The organism is Peribacillus sp. FSL P2-0133 (genome assembly GCF_037975445.1).
GTDB classification, from domain to species: Bacteria; Bacillota; Bacilli; order Bacillales; family DSM-1321; genus Peribacillus; species Peribacillus simplex_E.
Map to the genome: position 1 here is coordinate 2081465 of NZ_CP150254.1, position 20163 is coordinate 2101627.

At 37.1% G+C, this 20163-nt stretch carries 18 protein-coding genes; 13 read left to right on the plus strand and 5 right to left on the minus strand.

What is annotated here, in order from left to right; all coding sequences use genetic code 11:
• Positions 1 to 1055: 1055 nt before the first annotated feature.
• Positions 1056 to 2000: an EamA family transporter gene (locus tag MKY17_RS10015; protein WP_339201798.1), complete on the minus strand. Its 945-nt coding sequence runs from the start codon at positions 1998 to 2000 to the stop codon at positions 1056 to 1058.
• Between the two features lie 103 nt (positions 2001 to 2103).
• On the opposite strand from MKY17_RS10015, the gene MKY17_RS10020 reads away from it, so the two are divergent.
• Entirely contained in the window at positions 2104 to 3534 is a 1431-nt protein-coding gene (locus tag MKY17_RS10020; protein ID WP_339202351.1) for a PLP-dependent aminotransferase family protein, read from the plus strand.
• 234 nt (positions 3535 to 3768) lie between these two features.
• Positions 3769 to 3900, plus strand: a complete 132-nt coding sequence (locus MKY17_RS10025) for a hypothetical protein (RefSeq protein WP_094246567.1) — start codon at positions 3769 to 3771, stop codon at positions 3898 to 3900.
• A gap of 454 nt (positions 3901 to 4354) precedes the next feature.
• Here MKY17_RS10025 and MKY17_RS10030 read toward each other — a convergent pair whose 3' ends face one another.
• On the minus strand, positions 4355 to 4543 hold the full coding sequence (locus tag MKY17_RS10030) for an SH3 domain-containing protein (protein WP_144552848.1): 189 nt from the start codon (positions 4541 to 4543) through the stop codon (positions 4355 to 4357).
• 346 nt (positions 4544 to 4889) lie between these two features.
• On the opposite strand from MKY17_RS10030, the gene MKY17_RS10035 reads away from it, so the two are divergent.
• The 4 genes from MKY17_RS10035 (at position 4890) to MKY17_RS10050 (ending at position 9136) form a co-directional block, all read left to right on the plus strand.
• Positions 4890 to 5951: an ABC transporter substrate-binding protein gene (locus MKY17_RS10035; RefSeq protein WP_144528490.1), complete on the plus strand. Its 1062-nt coding sequence runs from the start codon at positions 4890 to 4892 to the stop codon at positions 5949 to 5951.
• 27 nt (positions 5952 to 5978) lie between these two features.
• Positions 5979 to 6794 carry an ABC transporter ATP-binding protein gene (locus tag MKY17_RS10040; RefSeq protein WP_098372875.1) on the plus strand — a complete coding sequence of 272 codons (816 nt, stop codon included), beginning with the start codon at positions 5979 to 5981 and terminating at the stop codon, positions 6792 to 6794.
• A gap of 20 nt (positions 6795 to 6814) precedes the next feature.
• Positions 6815 to 7639, plus strand: coding sequence for an ABC transporter permease (locus tag MKY17_RS10045; protein ID WP_098372876.1), 825 nt, complete (start codon positions 6815 to 6817; stop codon positions 7637 to 7639).
• Positions 7640 to 8239: 600 nt separating this feature from the next.
• The gene (locus MKY17_RS10050) at positions 8240 to 9136 is read left to right on the plus strand and encodes a DMT family transporter (protein WP_098372877.1); all 897 of its coding nucleotides are present in this window, start codon (positions 8240 to 8242) and stop codon (positions 9134 to 9136) included.
• Positions 9137 to 9312: 176 nt separating this feature from the next.
• On the opposite strand, the gene MKY17_RS10055 is transcribed toward MKY17_RS10050, so the two are convergent.
• Both MKY17_RS10055 and MKY17_RS10060 read right to left on the minus strand, forming a co-directional pair.
• A complete protein-coding gene (locus tag MKY17_RS10055; protein ID WP_098372878.1) occupies positions 9313 to 11097 on the minus strand; it encodes a LamG-like jellyroll fold domain-containing protein in 1785 nt (594 codons plus the stop codon).
• An 82-nt stretch (positions 11098 to 11179) separates the two neighbouring features.
• Positions 11180 to 11725, minus strand: coding sequence for a hypothetical protein (locus tag MKY17_RS10060; protein WP_339201803.1), 546 nt, complete (start codon positions 11723 to 11725; stop codon positions 11180 to 11182).
• A 342-nt stretch (positions 11726 to 12067) separates the two neighbouring features.
• Between MKY17_RS10060 and MKY17_RS10065 the strand changes: the two genes are divergently transcribed.
• A complete protein-coding gene (locus MKY17_RS10065) occupies positions 12068 to 12619 on the plus strand; it encodes a GNAT family N-acetyltransferase (protein WP_339201805.1) in 552 nt (183 codons plus the stop codon).
• Positions 12620 to 12942: 323 nt separating this feature from the next.
• Here the strand turns inward: MKY17_RS10065 and MKY17_RS10070 are convergent, their stop codons facing one another.
• Positions 12943 to 13269 (minus strand): antibiotic biosynthesis monooxygenase, encoded by a 327-nt coding sequence (locus MKY17_RS10070; RefSeq protein ID WP_098372881.1) that lies wholly within the window; start codon positions 13267 to 13269, stop codon positions 12943 to 12945.
• 297 nt (positions 13270 to 13566) lie between these two features.
• Here MKY17_RS10070 and MKY17_RS10075 point away from each other — a divergent pair, with 297 nt between their 5' ends.
• From MKY17_RS10075 to abc-f, 6 genes are all read left to right on the plus strand, one after another.
• Positions 13567 to 14118, plus strand: a complete 552-nt coding sequence (locus MKY17_RS10075) for a dihydrofolate reductase family protein (RefSeq protein WP_339201808.1) — start codon at positions 13567 to 13569, stop codon at positions 14116 to 14118.
• A 192-nt stretch (positions 14119 to 14310) separates the two neighbouring features.
• Positions 14311 to 15276, plus strand: a complete 966-nt coding sequence (locus tag MKY17_RS10080) for an alpha/beta hydrolase (RefSeq protein ID WP_339201809.1) — start codon at positions 14311 to 14313, stop codon at positions 15274 to 15276.
• 18 nt (positions 15277 to 15294) lie between these two features.
• On the plus strand, positions 15295 to 15966 hold the full coding sequence (locus MKY17_RS10085; protein ID WP_339201810.1) for a response regulator transcription factor: 672 nt from the start codon (positions 15295 to 15297) through the stop codon (positions 15964 to 15966).
• Positions 15963 to 16961 (plus strand): histidine kinase dimerization/phospho-acceptor domain-containing protein, encoded by a 999-nt coding sequence (locus MKY17_RS10090; protein ID WP_098372884.1) that lies wholly within the window; start codon positions 15963 to 15965, stop codon positions 16959 to 16961. The genes MKY17_RS10085 and MKY17_RS10090 overlap by 4 nt, the downstream gene beginning before the upstream one ends.
• Before the next feature lie 206 nt (positions 16962 to 17167).
• Positions 17168 to 18037, plus strand: a complete 870-nt coding sequence (locus MKY17_RS10095; RefSeq protein WP_098372885.1) for a cation diffusion facilitator family transporter — start codon at positions 17168 to 17170, stop codon at positions 18035 to 18037.
• Positions 18038 to 18493: 456 nt separating this feature from the next.
• The gene (gene abc-f, locus MKY17_RS10100) at positions 18494 to 20122 is read left to right on the plus strand and encodes an ABC-F type ribosomal protection protein (protein WP_339201812.1); all 1629 of its coding nucleotides are present in this window, start codon (positions 18494 to 18496) and stop codon (positions 20120 to 20122) included.
• The last annotated feature ends 41 nt before the right edge of the window (positions 20123 to 20163 follow it).

Genomic DNA, 20163 nt, shown 5'->3' on the forward strand with positions numbered 1-20163 from the left:
TGCAAACCGTTGATACATCAATGTTTATAGAGGGAGGTTAGTTTAAGTACAATACTTCACAAAGTTAGAGAAAAAGCCGACTTTCTCCGAAAATCGGCTTTTCTAAAATCTGAGGTCTTGCTTCATATGATAAGGCTCTAATAATATTCAATGGTCCACGTTCATATATGACCAAGTGCGGTATGTCTAGCTATCCTTTTTTGGTTATTAAATCACAAGAAGTAGTATCTGTAAGAAAACATAAGAAGATTTCCAATAGCACGATGCACGGAGTACCAGATTTCTTGAACAAAAGGGCACCGACCCATTAGGTTAGTATAACTGGCCTCCACCCCTTGGATAGGCATGACGAAGGAATGAGAGGGCATGAGAGGGTATATTTTGGATGACCCGTTGAGACATGGGAGGGAAAGCCTCCAGGGGCGGCGTAGAGATTATATGCATTACATGGTAGAAGATAGAGTTTTCTATTACTCCTTTATTTAACTATGCCTCCACGAAGCCAAAATGATCTGAGCTCATTGCTTTTAATGTTAATATATTTTCAAGGGTTATGAAATCCTGCGAATAAGCGAGCATTCGAGAGATATAGCTATCATACTGAGGGAGTTCAAGAGTGCTGTTTGATCTTTGTTCAACAATTTGGCCATATTGTGGAATACGGAGTAAAGCTATTTTATAATTTATGTAACTGGAATTTAGTTGAAGAAGGAAAATTTTTCTGTAGGAGATATAACAAAAATTTTAAAAAGGTGTACAAGAGGGGGCACTATTTAATAAACGACATCGTTGGTTGAAGAGATTGTATTACCCCCCTTTTTTATGCATCCCCTAGGCTTCGGGCAGTTGCCCGAGCAAATGGAGCGAATTAGGTATCCACTCTTATTCTCTTCATAGAGTTATTTCTGCTAATGGAGATCTTGGAGATATGACGGGGGAATTCAAAGGAAAGCCTTGCTGCTTGAATTGGAGAGGAAGGCTAACAAATAAATACATTTAAAAAGAGCGTTAGAATGAATAGGATTCTAACGCTTTTAAAATGTGAGACTTGAACATTAAGTCTTATTAGCGCGGTAACTTTCACTCTTAACGGAATCAGTACGGCACTTATTTGCAAAATGGGTGATTAAGGCCTTAGAATTAATCACAATTAATCCTGCAATGATCGTGATTCCCCCGAAAAACATGAGCCATGTTATCTTTTCCTGATACAAAACCTTCCCAAGTCCTAAGGCAATGATGGGGGAGATGTAGAGCCATGTGGACGGAAATATCGGGTCCGTTTTTGAAACAAGCCAATAGTATACGGTATGGGCAATCATAGAGCCAAAAACGGTCAAGTACACGATCGATCCTATTGCATTCTTATTTGCAAGATCTCCTATGTTTATCTGCTCAGATGCCAAAGACAGCAGCAGAAGCAATGCACCGCCGTAAATCATTTGAGCAGCATTCAGCATAATAGGTGAGGTGCCTGAAAAACGCTCTGACACCTTTTTGGAATAGATCGTTCCTGCTGCATAACCCACTTGACCAAGCAGAATAAGGAAGCAGGCGATCAGCCATATTGAATCGTAGGAAACAGTCAGATTCGGCATAAGGAGCAGAGCCACTCCAATCAAGCTGATTGCACATCCTACAAACGTTCTTATAGATAACTTAACGTGCAAGACCATTGTTTGAATCAGCAAAATCATAATTGGTCCCGTTGCAGACAGGACAGCACCAACTCCGGAAGCAACGTACTGTTCCGCCCAATATAGCGTAGCAAACGTTCCGAATGTTAACGTACTTCCTGTGATGAATGATTCTTTAGAAAAAAGAACAGCCAGATTTGCTTTTTTTCGCAGCGACATCATTAAAAATAGAAGGATTCCTGCCATGAAAAATCGGATCCCTGCTGAAAAAAAGGGAGGAAGCCCTTCGTCTACTCCTATTTTTATTGCCAGGAATGTTGTCCCAAAAATCAAGCACATACAAATATAGTTAAAGATAATCATGTAAATCCCTCCTTGCTACTCATCATATAGGACGGGAAATAGAACAGATTCATTGTAGGTAGAACAGATCGCAAACCTTGGTGCTAAACTGATATTGGGGGGAATTCATGTGAAGATAAAATCCTCAGAGCTTTATAAGCAGATTTACGATTTGGTTCTTGCCAAAATTGATCGTAAAGAATGGAAGAAACATGAGAAACTGCCTTCTGTAAGAAGAATGGCGGAGGAACTGAAAGTAAATCGGTTGACTGTTCTAAGAGCTTATCAATTACTAAAAGAACATAAAAAGATATACGCAAAGGAAAAATCAGGGTACTTTGTTAAGCCTGAAGATCCATCTTTTTCTTTGAATGAATCTCAGCTGCCAGAAATCGCTGACTATCCTTATAGCAACCTGTTGTCATCGATCCATCAGGTGGCTGTTGACTATCAATTCTCTCAAGCTCTTATTGATCCGAATCTCCTGCCGAATTCTTATTTATCTGAATATGTCAAAAAGGTTTTTACCCTCTATCCCAAAGTGCTTGGCACCTATTCGACTGTTCAAGGGGATGAGGAATTGAGGACAGCCCTTTCAGACTACTTTTACAAGACGCACCGTTTTTTTGCACCGATTGATGAGCTGTTAATTACTTCAGGTGCTCAACAGGCCATTGATCTCGTGGCAAAGGTTCTGCTCAGGGCGAATGATACAGTATTAGTTGAGAGGCCTACATACAGCTCAGCTATTGATATTTTCAGGCAATATGGTGCGCGTATTATTGGGATTGAGATTGGGCAGGGCGGTTACGATCTGAATCAGCTAGAACATATCTTAAAAAAAGATAAACCGCGGTTTTTCTATACAAATCCAACCTTCAATAATCCAACAGGGTGCACCATTTCTGCTCTGCAAAGAAAACAGCTGGTGGAACTTGCAGAAAAGTATCAATGTGTCATCGTTGAAGATGATCCTTTCAGGGATATTTATTTTGATAAGGCTCCTCCATTCCCGATTTATTCGTATGATACCGATGGCTATGTTATCTATATCCGCAGCTTTAGTAAATACGTTTCGCCTGGATTGCGTGTTGCAGCTGTAGCTTGCCGTCATCCGCTAATGAGCCACTTGATTACTTCAAAGTCACTTGCTGACAACGGGACGGCCCTTATTAATCAAAAAATGTTCCTGCACTATTTTTTCTCGGAACGAATGCAGATTCACTTGGAGAAATTGCGAACAGCTCTATTTTTAAGGAAAGAAGTAATGAGAAATGAACTGGCTGCAACGTCATGGAATTGGACAGATCCATCAGGAGGATTAAACTTGTGGGTGGAACTTCCAGAACAAATTTCAGTTGAAAAGCTCCTTGATGCCTGTTTGGAACAGTCCATTTCCTTCGTGCCGGGATCTATATGTGATCCAGATCAAGCCCTTAGATCGTGGATTAGACTGAGCTTTTCGTATGCAAACGAAATACAGCTGCAAACAGGCATGAAAAAACTAATGACGGTTGTTGAAACGATAAGTAGTGATTCCGCATATCGACAATGATTTTTGAAAGACATCGTAGGGATATAAGTTTGATGGGGATATTTTTAAATCATTACATGAGAGGACTATAAACGGGTTTGCTCTTTTTGTGTGATTGAAATAATGTTGTCCGCGGTCTGTACGGGATGTTTTTATGCTAGTTAGCGATGTGCTACATCCAGATGAGGCGTATAAAATTTGGAGGCAAGAGTAAGCTAACATACGTATATAAGCTGCCGCGGGAGGTGAATAAGTATGAGTAATGATGCAAGAGGTTCTAAAAAAAATAAACCTAATGATGCAAACCATGTGAATGCTGAGACGAAAGCCAATCAAAGACGAATTTCAGAAAAGAATAACCAAGAGAATAATGATAAGAAAGAATAATGGGAAAGTTCAGTAGGGACTGATTTTTTTTGATTCCACTATAAATTTCTTCTCGTATAACAAATAAAGAATATAGAAGAAAATTTCACTAGAGAACTGATATATCGACATCAGTTCTCTTTATTGATTTATCACTCGAAAAAGAAGGTCGTATTCAAGACCATGCACCTCGTTTGAATATATAATATTAAAAGTGATCTCTATAAATTTATGATAAGGAAGAGAGTGTGGCCATTTATATTAATCTTTGCGTAAAATATCTGTTTTACGTATAAACAAAACTTTCTGCGTTTCTTTTTTTAAAAAAAGCATGCACCTAGTAGGTTACCAGGTTCATGCCATACGCTGCCTAATTAACTATAAAGGTTTAATTTTTTTTGTTAACTTTACTTTTAAATAATCAAAGTTCAGTGCTCACCAAATATTGATTGGGGCTTTTCATTGATTGATTTCGTTATTGGACGTTCGTTAAGTATTTTCCATATACATAACCTGTTTCCTTACCGTACTGAATTTTGTACCAAGAACTGCTATTAGTAATGACGGTAACGATTTGGTTTTTCTTCAAAGAGCCAAGAACTTTCCCTGATGTGGATGGTTTGGAACGGACATTTAACTTTGTAGCATTGACCCTACCAGTCATATTTTTCGCTGCCGGTTTGTTTAATGTGTAGGAAGTCGTCGTTGTACGTTTGTTCTTACTTAGATCTATCGCTGTAATGTTAAACGTATACTTTCCGTTCGATGAAAATTGTATCTTAATGGTTAAAGGACACTCATGATTCTAAAAGAGTGTTTTTTTTGTTCGATAATCCACTGAATTATCTAAATTTTCCAAATTATAATTGACCATACCGGGACAGCTGATTTAGAATTGATATGTATATGAAATCATGTTTTGTATATAAAACTAAAAGAAGGAGGAATAGTAATATCTTTTTATGGAGAATTTTCAATTGACTAAAAATTGATTTAGGGAGGTAAGTAATATGTTTAAGAATAAATTGGCGTTCGTTCTGCTTTGTTTGGCGTTAATAGTATCTGGATGCAGTTCAAGTGACGAAACAACTACAGAAAATAAAGGGAGTTCCGGAGGGAAAGCGGTAAAGCTTACTTTTACGGAACCTGCACGGTTATTGTCAGTTGCCCCTTTATATGTAGCCATTGAGCAAGGATTTTTTGAAAAAGAAGGAATTGAAGCTAAGATTGTATCTGGTGGTGGAGGAGCACAAGTAATTGCTTCTGTATTATCAGGAGAAGCTCAGTTTGCGGTCTCAGGTCCTCGAAGTATGTTCACTCCTCTTGACAAAGGTGAAGATTTAATGGCGATTCAATCTTTAAATTCAGCGCTAACTTATCAAATTACTCTCTCTAAACAATATCAAAAGAAAAAGAATGTTTCTAAAGACTCATCACTTGAAGATAGAGTTGCTTCATTGAACGGCGCAACTATTGGTACAAACCTTGTTGGGGATTCTGGAGACGTATACACCCGATATTTAATGCAAATGCATGGTGTTGATCCCAAAACTCTTAAAGCCGTCAAATTAGCAGGAGATGGATCGAAGATTGGCGGTATGCAGGAGGGGATTGTTGACGGGGGAATAGCATCACCTCCAATGGGTTTACAAGCGGAAAGTAAAGATGTTGGTGAGATTGTAATCAATACAAGTGAAGAGCCAATGTATGGGAATATGGTCTGGGAAGCTGTTTTTGCTAAAAAGGAATATTTAGAAAAAAATCAGGAAACATCTTTGAAAGTAGTTCGGGCAATAGGGAAAGGTATGGAATTCACACGTAATAATCCAAGAGAAGCAGCCGAATCAATCGTATCTTATTTTGATGGAATTGATGTTGATATCCTAGAGGAATCACTAATCGGATTGAAAAACACTTTTAAAGGCTATGGGGAAATGAATCAAGAAGCTTGGGATAATGCCCAGGATCCATTAGTTGAATTCGGCAAGTTGTCAGGCGTTTCTACTAAACAGGATACTACTGAAGATGTTATTTGGACAAATAGTTATATAGAAGAAGCATTTAAAAAATAATTAGATAGAAAGGAGATGATAGGTAAGATGGAAAATGCACAACTGGAAAATTTCAAATTGTCCACTCGTTTTTTGGATGTTACTTACGTAAACAATAAAACTGGTGCAGAAGTGATTGCCCTGCAGAATATAAACTTGAATATCAAAGATGGTGAATTTATATGTATTGTAGGGCCGAGCGGCTGTGGGAAAACCACTTTTTTAAATACTGTAGTTGGATTACTTAAGCCAAGTAAGGGAGAAATTCTATTAGATCAGCAAAAAATTGATGGTCCCGGCAAGGACAGGGCAATGGTTTTTCAAAACCCTAGTCTATTACCTTGGAGAACAGTTTTGGAAAATGTTCTCTATGGAGTTGAACTGCAAAAGCAAGTAACCGCAGAGAAAAAGAAAGAGGCCAAAGAATTTATTGAAATGGTCGGTTTAAAAGGTTATGAAAATCATTATCCCCACGAATTGTCAGGAGGGATGCAGCAAAGGGTAAACTTGGCTCGAGCATTAACGGTAAACCCGTCATTAATATTACTGGATGAACCATTTTCGGCATTAGACGCACAAACCAGGGAATTTATGCAAGGTGAGTTACTTAGAATATGGGATGAGACAAAAAAGACAAGTCTTTTTATTACACACCAAATTGATGAAGCAGTATTTTTAGCTGATAGAGTTTTTGTTTTTGGGGCAAGACCAGGACGTGTAGTGGAGGTTGTTGATGTTGATATACCTAGACCGAGAGATCTTCATGTGAAGCGCAGCCCGGAATTTTTAGAGTTTGTAGATCATATATGGTCCATTATTGAACAGGAGTCTTCAAAACAAGGTTTCGATAATAAAGAAAAATAATAAAGGGGAAGGAGAATAATATGACGAAGGGTACGATCCAACTAACACAATCAAAGCACAAGATAAAAAAGGCGAAGAAAATAAAAAAAGAAAAGAAGTCATTTTTTATCAGTGTTGCTTCTGTTTTAATATTCCTGTTGCTTTGGGAAGTTGCCTCTCAAAATGAATGGATAAATCCATTGTTCATTAGCTCACCAATTGAAATTGCCCAAGCGGCAGTTTTAATGGTCCAAGAAATTTCTTTTTGGGAAAATATGAAAGTAAGTGGTTACGAATTTATTGCAGGCTTTGTTTTAGCCATACTTATTGGAATTCCAATTGGTGTGTTATCGGGCTGGAATTCTAACTTTAATGCAGTCGTTAACCCTTTCATTTCAGGATTATATGTAACGCCTAAAGTCGCCCTTTTACCAGTGATCATAATTGCATTCGGAATAGGACCAGCATCAAAAATTGTTATAGTATTTTTGATGGCCTTCTTTCCAATAGTGATGAGCGCTCAAAAAGCTATGTTAACATTAGATCAAAACTTAATAAAAGCAGCAAGAACATTTAGTGCAAGTGAATTTCAAATTTTTAAAACAATCGCTTTGCCTTCGACGGTACCATTCCTTTTAAACGGTATTCGCTTAGGCATTGGTCAAGGATTAATTGCTGTAGTTGTAGGTGAATTATTCGCTTCGACTGCTGGTATCGGATATCAATTGACAAGCAATGGTCAAAATCTACAAACAGATCGTATGTTTGTTGGAGTGTTGGTCATTACGATTACGGGAATCATTCTAACTTCATTATTAGGCATTATTGAAAGACGCTTTTCATCTTGGAAACCAGAAAATAGTTAATGAAATTTATAATATAAACGTTATTTTTGCAGTATTGCTTCACAAAATGGTTACAGTGTAAAAGCCAAAAGACAATATTTCAAGTAAGCTTAAATTTGGAAAAGGTAATTGTAAACGAGTTTGTAGACAAAAGGGGTTCCTTCTGAATATTTAAACATAGTTGATTGGAACGGAAGGTACGGGACTCCTGCGGGAAAAGCGCGTCCAAGGGAGACCCCACAGGCGCCAAGAGCGCCGAGGAGGCTCCCGGACCGCCCGCGGAAAGCGAGTGCCTGGAGTGGAAATCAACGTTCATATTTTACACTCCCTCAAAAAAATGTAGGTAATCTTAATATCGAGTTTGTCTACAGTCTGAACAAAAGGTGCTTCCTATACGAAGCACCTTTTGTTTAGCATAATTTTCAAACCTATTCCATCTTTAAATGGAGATTTCCAATTCAATCCCATATGGAATGGAATTTCTTCAGCGATGATTACATCTCGGAATGTACTCTTATTCGTTATTTTACTGTTCCACTTCACAGCAAGATAGAAATTTTATTGAAGTTCTCACGTATCCATGATACCTTCAGATTATAGTATGGTTGGGAGGAATAGGTTTTGAACACTAAGGCGTTTTTATTGGCATCTATTACAGTTATTATTTGGGGATCTACATTCGCTGCTATTCGTGCAAGCTTACATGGCGGGTATTCAGCCGGCCATTTGGTCCTTGTTCGTTATCTTATAGCATCAGGGATTTTTGTCCTTTATGCTCTATGGCCTGGGGTGAAATTTCGACTCCCGAAAAAAGAGGATTTGCTGAGGATATCGATCCTTGCATTTATTGGTATTAGTATTTATCATATCGGGGTTACATTCGGGGAACAAACCGTTTCGGCGGGAACGGCTGGAATGCTGATTGGTTCAGCACCTGTCTTCATCGCGATCATTGCTGCGTTCGTTTTAAAAGAACGCCTCGGTCTATTCGGTTGGATTGGTTTAGGCATAGGATTCATAGGGATCACCTTAATAACATTAGGTACTGCAGGCCCTTCCCTGAATATTTCTGAAGGTGCCTTTTTAGTGCTGATGTCTGCTATTGCTTCTGCAGTGTTTTTTGTTTTCCAAAAGCCACTGTTTAGCCGCTATAATCCGATTGAATTGACAGCCTATTTCACATGGATCGGTACAATACCCTTTTTCATATTTTTTCCTGGGCTATTTCAAGAAATTCAACATGCTACAATGGAAGGTCATTTATCAGCGATTTTTGTTGGTATTTTCCCTGCAGCCATCGGTTATGTAACTTGGGCAGTCGCACTATCATTAGGAAAAGCCAGTTCCGTTTCCAGTTTGTTATACCTTGAACCTGTGATTGCCATTTTCGTCGCTTGGGTTTGGCTGCGGGAAGTGCCTAGTACTCTTTCAGTCATTGGCGGCGGAATTGCGATATTAGGGGTTCTTGTCGTTAATGGGTTCGGAAAGTATAAATCAGTAATGAAAAAAGCAGCATGATAGTTCTTTAAACCAACTGGAAAAAATCGCAGCATTTTAAATTCATCATGAAGAATGAACGTTTATCCTTCTTGAACGACTCAACACATAGGAGGGCACCCAATAAAGGAATTCACCCAGGTTGCTGAGATCAATCAGTTACACCTGGGGAATTGGATTTTTTCCTCCACTTTTAATTACTTAAAATTAAATCTATTTTTAAAGTCCCAATCCAATTTAAATGAATTATTTTCACCTGTTAAAAATTTATAATCGATATAGGATTTTTCTTTTTTAGACATTTCGTCGACAAATGGCGAATAGGTTCGGAATACCAATACATTTTTCTTTTCATCAAATTCTACAAGTCTTAGCCAGCCATTACCCCCTCGATAATTCGTTTGGTAATTGACCAGCATTTGAATGACATCATTTCCTGCTGAATTTTGTTTTACCCGATGTGCTATCCCAAAATAATGGCCATTAACCGTCATGAACACTTGATTATGGTCCTTTACAAGTTCATCCCAAATCAGCCGGCCATTAGACGACTCGACGGCGATGGTTTTATCATCCTTAACTTTAGGAAATATAATATCATGTGAGACGAGAATTGTCGGTTTATCTTTATGCTGATCCAGAACCTTTTTTGACCATTCCAGGTCCTTATGCAGATTTTTCATATCGACTATCAAGACTAAGTATTCATAACTCCCTGCCTTAGCGATTGCATATGAGCTATACCCAGAGGGAGACGACCCCTTATAGTATTTTTTATTCAAAAAACGCTGCGGCCCATAATGTGTTAAGAAAGGGTCCCCGGCCGCATAGTCATGATTCCCGGCCGCCATCATATATGGAACATCCTTTTTATCCAAAAGGGAAATGGCACCGAGGGAATTCTGCCATTGTTTTTCTAAATCACTATCGACTATGTCCCCAACAAATGTATTCATGATAATATTGTTCTTCTTGGTGTTATTGGAAATCCAGTTCATTTGGCTATTAAATATCTCTGGATTTTGGCTTGAATATTTCTGGGTATCTGGTACAAAAAGAAAATTATAATTCTTTTTATTCTTTAGAAAGGGTAAAGCTTTGTTTGATCCTTCGAATGGTTCATCGTCACGGGCATCCTGCACAAGCCATTCTTTTTCGGTTAAAGCCTTATTAGCAATTCGTATTTCCTGGATATTCCCTTTGAATAGTGCATTAAACTTATTTCCCCACTCAGATGCTCCGATGTTCCAGCCTTTACCATTAACTGCTGCAATACCTATTACTTTTTCTGATTTTCCGTAATCACTTATGCCATTCAAAGTTAAAGTCGTCGTGTTACCATCATTAACAACTGCCAAATGGTACCATTCCTCAGCGTTTAAAGATCGAGACCAATTGCTTACATTATAATTTAAATTAGATGGATGACTTGTCCAGTGGATTTTTTGATCACTGGATACAGTTAAAGCAGAAAGGATTTTTTTCTCGCCTTCCATTTTATTAAGATCGGCCGCCTGTCCTTGTCTAGAAAAAAGCCCCATGACACTCTTGGAATCACTTGGCAACTTAAAAATCGCTTCAATGGTAAAACCCTTATCGAATTTCTCCGAATTGATAGGTGCATTCTTATTGGTTTTGAAATACCTACCTGAAGGGGCGTTTTCATAGTTAGCGAACTTCAAGCTATCCACTTTTTCTTGATCATGATAATCTTCTTCAGACCATTGAATCATATTTTTTAATTCAGGCGAGGCAGGATCACCTATCGTCACTAACTCTAAATCGTTTCCATGTTTGCTTGTATCTTCTATTATTAAATTACCTTTATCGATTGAACCGGATTTAACATGTTGTTTTGTGAATTTCCAATTTGCTACGATATTGCTTCGATTATTTTCAGCAACGGAATCAGCCGATTTGGCAATACCAGGAACAATCATACATAAGAGTGAGAGACCTATTATTGCTTTTTTCATTCTCATAAAACATTCACCCCATTAAATTTTGATTAAGCGATATACATTTATCCTTTTACTACCTGGATTAATTTGTAGCGAACTAAGCCTAGGTAGATTCCGTATAGCTGCAATATGGTATAGTTTGCTTATCTTCTCGATAACTTATTAAGGATGGGTAAAAAAGACTTATTCTTTTAAAGGACATCAGGAGATAAGTCCTAATTGTACGAATTATCTTGTTGAAATCAGGGATTACAACTAATTGTCGAAAGGGATTAAGATCAATATCAATATCAATATGAAGGGTTTTGTTTGCAGTAATTTGAACTTCAGATGTGGAGGTAGGAAAACAAGCATACTGGTAATTGGAGTTATTGGACAAAACGAAGAAAAAGCAAAAAAAGAGACAGCCATAAGCTGTCTTTTTTTCACCACCTACAAATCCAAGTCCAACCAAATCCGGGAGCCCATACTCTCCTACAGCGTGGAATCCATTGTCCGTGTTCCCAATGACCGCCGCCATGACTACCACCGTGTCCGTCCCAATGACCGCCGCCATGACCACCACCGTGTCCGTCCCATTGGCCACCGCCATGACCACCACCGTGTCCGTCCCATTGACTACCGCCCGGGCCAGGTATTCGTTCTCCATCTATATAATAATGCACATTATTAGGGTAATAAGCGTAATTATAATTATACATTCAAGAAATCCTCCTTTTTTGTTTACCCTTTCAGACTATGTACAAAGAGTGGGAAGCGTCCTATATGGACAATGATGGACAACAAAACAGGGCTGCCTATTTATTGTTGTCAAAATAAAAGACACCAATATTAATGGCTGTTTTTTTTTGCCTCATATTGAATTTTAAACAGCGCCTTTTAGCTATTATCATTATTTCTTTATACAATAAAGCGTTGATTATCGGCTTTAATTAGGTAATGATTAAATCAGGTAACGTATGGAAAAGGGACTTTGGGGGAGGGAAAGTGGATGGAGAAGGAATTTCCGCTTATTGAAACACGACGATTGATCTTAAGGGAAGTAACAATAGAAGACGCGGGTGATATGTTTAAATATTTATCTGATATAGATGTAGTGAAGCCAATGGGATTAGATCCTTGCCAAACAGTAAATGACGTATGGGATGAAATTAAATGGTACGAATCTATATTCCAGGAAGGTACGGGAATCAGATGGGGAATTACATTAAAAGATTCCGGTAAGGTTATAGGAAGTTGCGGTTTTCTGAATATGGTCACCAAGCATCATCGAGCTGAAATTGGATATGAATTAAGTAAAGATCATTGGGGAAAAGGCATTGCTAGTGAAGCATTGGAAGCCGTTGTTATGTATGGCTATCGCCACTTTCACCTGGAAAGGATTGAAGCTTTAATAGAACCTGATAATCACCCATCCCAAAAACTCGTGGAAAAACAAGGGTTTAGAAGAGAAGGATTGCTAAGGCATTATGAATATACATGTGGCAAATTCGATGATTTATATATGTACTCACTCATAAAAGAAGATTTAGTGACCTTTTAATTCATTGTGAGGACCGCTTAAAAGGCGGTCTCAGTTTGTCGACAAAAGTGGTTTGGAATTAAAATATTCCGAACCACTTTTGAAACTCCCTTTGAATTTTTGCCTAAAATTAAACAAATCCCGAAGGTATATTGAATGAAAGTCAGTTTGACTGCCCGCGGAAAGCGAGTGCCTGAGAGGAAATCAACGTTCAATTTGTACATACCCCTAAAAAACTGCAGGCAAACTCTCTTTTATTAGAGTTTTCTCTACAGTCTGAGACTGCTTAAAAAGCGGTCTTTATCATAGCTGACTCCATGTATGTACATGAAATCTTAGTTTCCTCACTTGCTTGTATAATCTCTTTCAACCTTGCAAATTCGGGTTGAGTATGATGAGTACCAATCTTTCAAACCTTTTTCTTGTGCCTTTTTGTGAGCGGCATTTTCTTTCCAAAGCTTTATGGCATCCAGGGACTTCCAATAGGATACGGTAATTCCTAACCCGTTTTGATCTCTTACGCTTTCGACTCCTAAATAGCCATCTTGTTGAGCGGCAAGTTCATCCATGAATTCCGCGGTTGAATTGTAGCTTGCGGCATCCTTATCGCTTCTTTGAGAAGTGAAAATACAAGCGTAATAGGGTGGTTCGGGAGTTTTTGCAAGAAACATGAAATGATGCCTCCTTTTAACTTAATATTCAAAATAATACCACATTGGTGAGAACATGGATAGATGCCAGGTAAAGCGGTTCCTTGATATCCGCCAAGAAAACAAGGAGGTAAGAAGCGGTATATATCACTGACACGGCAATTCTTCGGAAGGGATTCTATTCTTGATTCACGAATATATATTACTTTGATGGTTTTACAAAAAAAGGAGATGGTTATCTGATACCTTTTACAAAAGGTTATGGGGGACACCCGTTGTTCGTGTAAAATGTGTAATCACTTTTGGAGGGATGACTAAGTGGCAGAATTGGTATATCATGTAGCGGTTTCACTGGACAATTTCATTGCCGATCAAGCAATGTTGGATGGGAATATCAATCAATCCTTTTTCTTATTTGAAGGAGAACATGTCCCAGACTTTTTATCCGATATCCAGCAATATGAAGCGGTGTTGATGGGAAGTAAAACATATGAATTTGGATTTCAATTCGGAGCTAAACCGGGTGAACCGGGTTATAAGGGCTTGAAACATTATATTTTTTCGAGCTCTCTTCAGTTTGAATCGAATGAGGAGGTAGAACTTATCGAAGGAAACGCCGTTGCGTTTATTGAAAATCTCAAGAAGCAAAGTGACGGAAAGCTATGGCTTTGCGGGGGAGGAGAATTGGCTGGAACGTTATTAAAACATAAACTCATTGATCAATTGGTGCTGAAAGTGAATCCAGTCATAATCGGTGAAGGCATCCCTCTTTTCGGCAGCGTTAAGCCAAGTCTAAAATTAGATTTAGTTGAAATGAAACAATATCCAAACGGAGTGATTAAACCTACATATAATATTATTTATCCTTAGGAATATGGTGGAGGGATGCTATTACTTCATTCGGAAAGATTTTCCTTCAATAGTTTGGGCTGCTTTGGAGCAGCCTTTTTCTAATGAAATTCACTGTTATTGAAAGTAAAAGTGAAAATATACAAAGAAAATTTATTAGAAATTTATTTTTAACATATATCCTTTCAGTATCACTTGAAAGGAGTTTTCTCTATGAGGAAAATGTTGAAAGTATCAAAGAATATATTTTTTACCTTGATTGTTATTATCATTTTTGTAGCAATAGCTGTTTTTATTTACCATAATTATCAAAAGGACAAGGAGTCTTCATTAATTAGTGAAGGAACATCCGTTAATTTTAATAACAAAGAAATTAATGTATATACGGAAGGCAGCGGCGAGGATACATACGTTTTTATGTCCGGTTCCGGGATTGCTGCTCCTGTTTATGAATTGAAAGGATTATATAGTAAGTTTGCAAAAGAAAATAAGATTGCAGTCATTGAAAGAGCTGGATATGGATACAGTGATGTTTTTCACGATGATAGGGATATTGATACAATATTGGAACAAAGCAGGAAATCATTGATGGAAAGTGGAAATAAACCTCCTTATTATTTGGTTCCACACTCAGTTTCAGGTATCGAAGCTATTTACTGGGCACAAAAATACCCAAGTGAAGTAAAGGGAATCATTGCTTTGGATATTGGTTTACCGCACCAATATGTAACTCATAAAATGGGTATGGTAGATTCATTGACTGTAAGAGGAGTGAATATTTTAACGAAAATGGGTTTGCATCGTCTTGTTCCTTCTGCTGTTTATAATCCCGAAGTGATTCGGCAATCATTCTTAAGTGACCATGAAAAGGAAGTGTATAAAGCACTATCATATAAACAGTTTTTTAATGATGATATGGAGCAAGAGCTTTTACAGAGTTACAGAAATGGGAAAAAATCAGTTAACTTGCCGATTCCAAAAGGAACACCCATTTTATTTTTAGATGCGATTGCCGATGAAAATAAGGATTCAAAATATACAAAACAAAAAAATGAAGATTATGAGGAGTTTGCAGAGAAACTATTAAAAGCGGATGTAATAAAACTGAATGGGACGCACAGCATTTATTTATATGTGCCAGATGAGATATATGATCTTGCCATGGAATTTATCAAATGAATAAAGAAAGGCTTTATGATGAAAAGATATAATATTTTAATTGTTGAAGATGATTTGATGATTGGTGATTTATTGAAAAAAATTTTGCAACGCGAAAAATACAATGTACGTTGGGTGAAAGAAGGAAAAGATATTATAGATATAATCCATGAGATGGATTTAGTCATTATGGATGTTATGCTGCCAGGAGATGATGGCTATCAAATTACAAAGAAAGTAAAAAGTCTAGGTATAAATATTCCAGTTATTTTTCTATCCGCCCGAAATGATATGGAAAGCAAACTCCAAGGTTTGACAATTGGTGAGGATTATATGACTAAGCCCTTTGATCCTAGGGAGCTATTACTAAGAATGCAGAAATTGCTGGATCATCAATATGGTACTTTCACGCAAATTAAGCATATATATATAGATGCCGAACATAAAAAGGTATTCAATAATGACTTGCATAATGAAGTGGTTTTTACTGCGATAGAGCGTAAAATATTTTTCTATTTATATGAAAATAGGGATCGGATCTTAACGAAAGAACATTTCTTTGAACATTTATGGCAGCTCGAGGATAGGAATCAAAATATCATTAATGTACATATAAAAAAAGTTAGAACAAAAATCAATGATAACACCGGTGAGATCATCCAAAATATATATGGAGAAGGGTATAGATTGAATACCTATATAAAAAAATGAAATTAAAGAAAAAATACCAGCTATTATTATTTATCGCCGTAATTAGCGTGCCATTTATATTACTGTTAATCAGTATCCTTATGTCAGTAATTTATGACTTGGCCTTTAAAACCACAAATGATGACATTCCTTTTCATGAATCATTTGCATATCCTACAATGCTTGGGGTATTCATTTTATCATTATTATTGTTAGCCTTCTTATTTTCCAAATCTATTAACTCGCTATTAAATAAAATAAATATATTGAATGAAACCATCAGGAATTTAGCTAGTGATAAGGAGATTCCGAATATATTAGAGATTAAAAGCAATGATGAAATCGGGAAATTAACTAAATCGGTGAACTTATTAATAGAAAGAACGACCTATCGGGAATTGGAACTAAAACACCAGGAGGAAATGAAAAAGGAACTCTTAAATAAATTAAGGCATGACATCAATACACCTTTAACAGCAATAAGATTACAATTGTTTTATTTAGAAGGTCAATATACGGATCAAGTTCCACTTTTACAATCACTATATCAACAAATTGATTATATTTCCGAATTAACAAATGAATATAATATTCAATCCACAGATGCGTTAGATAATTCTTATATCTTAAATGATGAAGTGAACATGCACGATTTAATAGAAATGATGGTTAAAAAATGGGGTTATTTGTATAACATGCATGGTATTGAATTAATTTATCATCCATTAAATGGAGAGTTGGAATGGATAAGTAATGACTTGTGGCTTCAAAGGTTATTCGATAACGTTTTCCAAAATGTGTTGAATCACTCGAGGGCTGATAAACTTGTGATAACCATTGAAAATAATGGACTCAGTATCAAGGATAATGGAATTGGTTTTGATATCGATAGTAAAAGTAAGGGGCTTGGCTTAAAAATAATTGAGGATATAGCTAAAACACTACATATAAAATATAATTTGCAATCAAACGAAAGCGGAACTTTATTTTGTTTTAAAGTTGAAAAAACGATATAAATCTCACTTAATTCATTATTTATGCGGCGTTAACATCCGGGGATTTTGTCAAGGGTTCATCAATATTTTTCTTTTCAGATAGTTTGCCTTATGCAACATAGTTATATATCACTTACTTATATAAAGCGATACAAAAAGGTTGCTATAGACCCACCCATTTTTAAGTTGATATGATATTCAGGTACTTAATTGTGGGGGGAAGTTGAATGGAAGAACAAAAATATAATGACCTCAAATTAGGCGAACGTGGTGCAATCATTAGTATAATTGCTTATATTTGTCTATCAATAATGAAACTGGTTATAGGATACATAAGCGACTCAGCGGCCTTGAAAGCGGATGGTTTGAACAACACGACTGATATTGTCGCGTCCATTGCCGTGCTGATCGGTTTAAGGTTAGCTCAAAGACCCCCCGATAAAGATCATGGTTATGGTCATTGGAAAAGCGAAACGATTGCTTCGATGGTAGCTTCATTCATCATGTTTGCTGTTGGTGTACAAGTTTTAATAGACGCCGTTGCTTCCATGCTTAAAGGTGGAAAGGAATCACCTGACATTATTGCAGGGTATGTAGGTGTTTTATCAGCAATAGCCATGTATTTTGTATACCGATATAATAAAAAGCTTGCTATAAAAATTAATAGTAAAGCCGTTATGGCAGCTTCAAAAGATAATATCTCGGATGCTTGGGTAAGTATCGGAACAGCTATTGGGATTTTTGGTTCCCAATTAAATATGCCTTGGCTGGATTCCCTTACTGCCATCATTGTTGGATTATTAATATGCAAAACAGCCTGGGAGATTTTTACTCAAGCCTCGCATGAACTTTCAGACGGATTTGATGAAAATAAAATTCAACTATATAAGGATGTAATTACAAATGTGGATGGAGTCAAGGGGATAAAAGAAATTAAAGGGAGAAATTACGGGAATAATGAAGTGATTGATGTTGTCATTCTTGTCAATTCTACCTTGGATATTAAAGAAGCACATGATATAGCGACGCATGTAGAGAAAGTGATGATGAAAGATCATGGAGTATATGATGTTCATGTCCATGTTGAGCCCAATTAATTCTCTCACTTTTTTATGAGCATTAATCAAAAAAAGGAATAAAATGGCTTTACAAACATATGAATAATATGCAATCATTAATTCATTACATTGGAAGGAAAAGGTACCTCATACAATGAAGCAGTAATCTTATCAAATAAACAGTAAATCTAAATCTATATCAATGGGTGTAATCGGTTAAATATGTTCAATGAAAATACGCGTCACTTTGTTTGCTTACCGGATTTATTGGTGAGTAAAGTGAATCACTATTTCATTTGAACAAGACTCTATTTAGATACCCTTGTGAGATTTTTTATGATTATGTTTAGAGATGGGATTCGTCTGTTCGTTTATAGGTACTAATTTATATACAACTGCTTTATCTGTTATCAAATCAGATGAGGTATATTTGGTTTATGTATATTAATTTAGTAACAGGCGATCTCTCTCTAGAAAAATAGAGGGGGATTTTTCATGTTATTTTTAAAAGCGAATGATTTAAAGAAAAGTTACGGGAACCGTGAAGTTCTTTCCGTTGATTCACTTCATCTTTACAGCCATGACCGTGTTGGTTTGGTTGGTAGGAATGGAGAAGGTAAAACGACCTTGCTTTCTATTCTAGCGGGCGTGAGGGAACCCGATACCGGTCATATAGAGAGCTATGGAACAGTCGGCTATATCCCGCAAATTGAAGAAACTGAACAAGAAATAAGCGGGGAGTTAACGAGCATATGGAAATTGCCCAATGAGAATCAAGAAATCATAAGCGGCGGAGAACTTACTCGAAGAAAAATCGCCGCAGTTCTGTCTTCCAATGCGGATGTATTGATTGCGGATGAACCTACCAGCCATTTGGATATATCCGGAATTGAACAATTGGAAAAGGATTTAAAGTCTTTTAATGGCGCTATTTTGCTTACTTCACATGATAAAGCTTTCTTAAATCATCTGTGTACAACAATATGGGAAGTCGAGCAAGGCAAGGTAACTGTATATGAAGGGAATTACGAAGCGTATATCAAACAAAAGCAAGCAAAAACAGAAAAGGAAAATAAGCAATATGAAGAGTACACCCGTGAAAAGAATCGGTTGAAACAGGCTGCACAAAACCTCCAAGCCAAATCTGATTCAATTAGGAAAGCCCCTAAACGAATGGGCAATTCAGAAGCAAGGCTCCATAAACGGAGCTCCGGGAAACAGAAGGCGAAATTGAACCGTTCTGCTGAAGCGATTGAAACTAGAATCGAAAAATTAGCAAAAAAAGAAAAACCGAGGGAAGATTCCCCTATAATTTTTGATATTTCAGAATTCCCATCTTTGCATAGCAAAAGGGTCATTCGATTTAATGGCTGTTTCCTGAAAGTCGGTTCAAGGATGCTGAAACAACATATTTTTGGAGATGTCCCCCTAGCTTGCAGACTCGCCATCAATGGTCAAAATGGTTCAGGAAAAACGACATTATTGAAAAAGATAGTGGAGCGGCACTCAGATTTATATGTCGCGAAGCCAGCAAAGATTGGATTTTTTGCCCAACAACAAGAAAATTTGAATGAAAGTAAAACGGTTCTTGAAAATATATTGGAGGACAGTCCCTACAATCAAGCCTTTATTCGTACGCTATTATCACGATTAGCTTTTAAAGGAAATGATGTTCACAAACAAGTATCACTTTTAAGCGGTGGGGAAAGAGTCAGGGCTTCCCTAGCAAAAGTTTTTTTGGGAAACTATAATGTATTGGTTTTGGATGAACCTACAAATTACCTGGATATTCAAACTAAAGAGGCTTTAACCGAAGTGTTAAAGGCGTATCCAGGAACCATCGTTTTTGTGACTCATGATCGTTCATTGATCCAATCGCTTGCAACCCATTCACTTTCATTTGAAGATGAACCTCCGAGAGTAAGTGCGATCAATCAGAAATCAACTAAATCGGCTACGCTTAAAGATGGTCATCAAGATAAACAGGCTGAACTTCTTATGATTGAAGTGCAAATCATCGAGACACTTGGGAAACTGTCCAGTGTTATGAAGGAAGAGGAAAAAGAGGAATTGGATAGGGAATACCTCCAACTCTTAAACAAGAAGAAGGAGCTTGAAGGTTAAGTGCAATCCATTAAAGGCCCCTCTCAATCGAGAGGGACTTT

Excerpts from the sequence above, each read along its gene's own strand:
- MKY17_RS10015 (WP_339201798.1), bottom strand. The coding sequence starts at position 2,000 with ATGATTATCTTTAACTATATTTGTATGTGCTTGATTTTTGGGACAACA.
- MKY17_RS10025 (WP_094246567.1), top strand. The coding sequence starts at position 3,769 with ATGAGTAATGATGCAAGAGGTTCTAAAAAAAATAAACCTAATGATGCA.
- MKY17_RS10030 (WP_144552848.1), bottom strand. The coding sequence starts at position 4,543 with ATGACTGGTAGGGTCAATGCTACAAAGTTAAATGTCCGTTCCAAACCA.
- MKY17_RS10035 (WP_144528490.1), top strand. The coding sequence starts at position 4,890 with ATGTTTAAGAATAAATTGGCGTTCGTTCTGCTTTGTTTGGCGTTAATA.
- MKY17_RS10040 (WP_098372875.1), top strand. The coding sequence starts at position 5,979 with ATGGAAAATGCACAACTGGAAAATTTCAAATTGTCCACTCGTTTTTTG.
- MKY17_RS10045 (WP_098372876.1), top strand. The coding sequence starts at position 6,815 with ATGACGAAGGGTACGATCCAACTAACACAATCAAAGCACAAGATAAAA.
- MKY17_RS10055 (WP_098372878.1), bottom strand. The coding sequence starts at position 11,097 with ATGAGAATGAAAAAAGCAATAATAGGTCTCTCACTCTTATGTATGATT.
- MKY17_RS10060 (WP_339201803.1), bottom strand. The coding sequence starts at position 11,725 with ATGGAGAACGAATACCTGGCCCGGGCGGTAGTCAATGGGACGGACACG.
- MKY17_RS10065 (WP_339201805.1), top strand. The coding sequence starts at position 12,068 with ATGGAGAAGGAATTTCCGCTTATTGAAACACGACGATTGATCTTAAGG.
- MKY17_RS10070 (WP_098372881.1), bottom strand. The coding sequence starts at position 13,269 with ATGTTTCTTGCAAAAACTCCCGAACCACCCTATTACGCTTGTATTTTC.
- MKY17_RS10080 (WP_339201809.1), top strand. The coding sequence starts at position 14,311 with ATGAGGAAAATGTTGAAAGTATCAAAGAATATATTTTTTACCTTGATT.
- MKY17_RS10085 (WP_339201810.1), top strand. The coding sequence starts at position 15,295 with ATGAAAAGATATAATATTTTAATTGTTGAAGATGATTTGATGATTGGT.
- MKY17_RS10090 (WP_098372884.1), top strand. The coding sequence starts at position 15,963 with ATGAAATTAAAGAAAAAATACCAGCTATTATTATTTATCGCCGTAATT.
- MKY17_RS10095 (WP_098372885.1), top strand. The coding sequence starts at position 17,168 with ATGGAAGAACAAAAATATAATGACCTCAAATTAGGCGAACGTGGTGCA.
- abc-f (WP_339201812.1), top strand. The coding sequence starts at position 18,494 with ATGTTATTTTTAAAAGCGAATGATTTAAAGAAAAGTTACGGGAACCGT.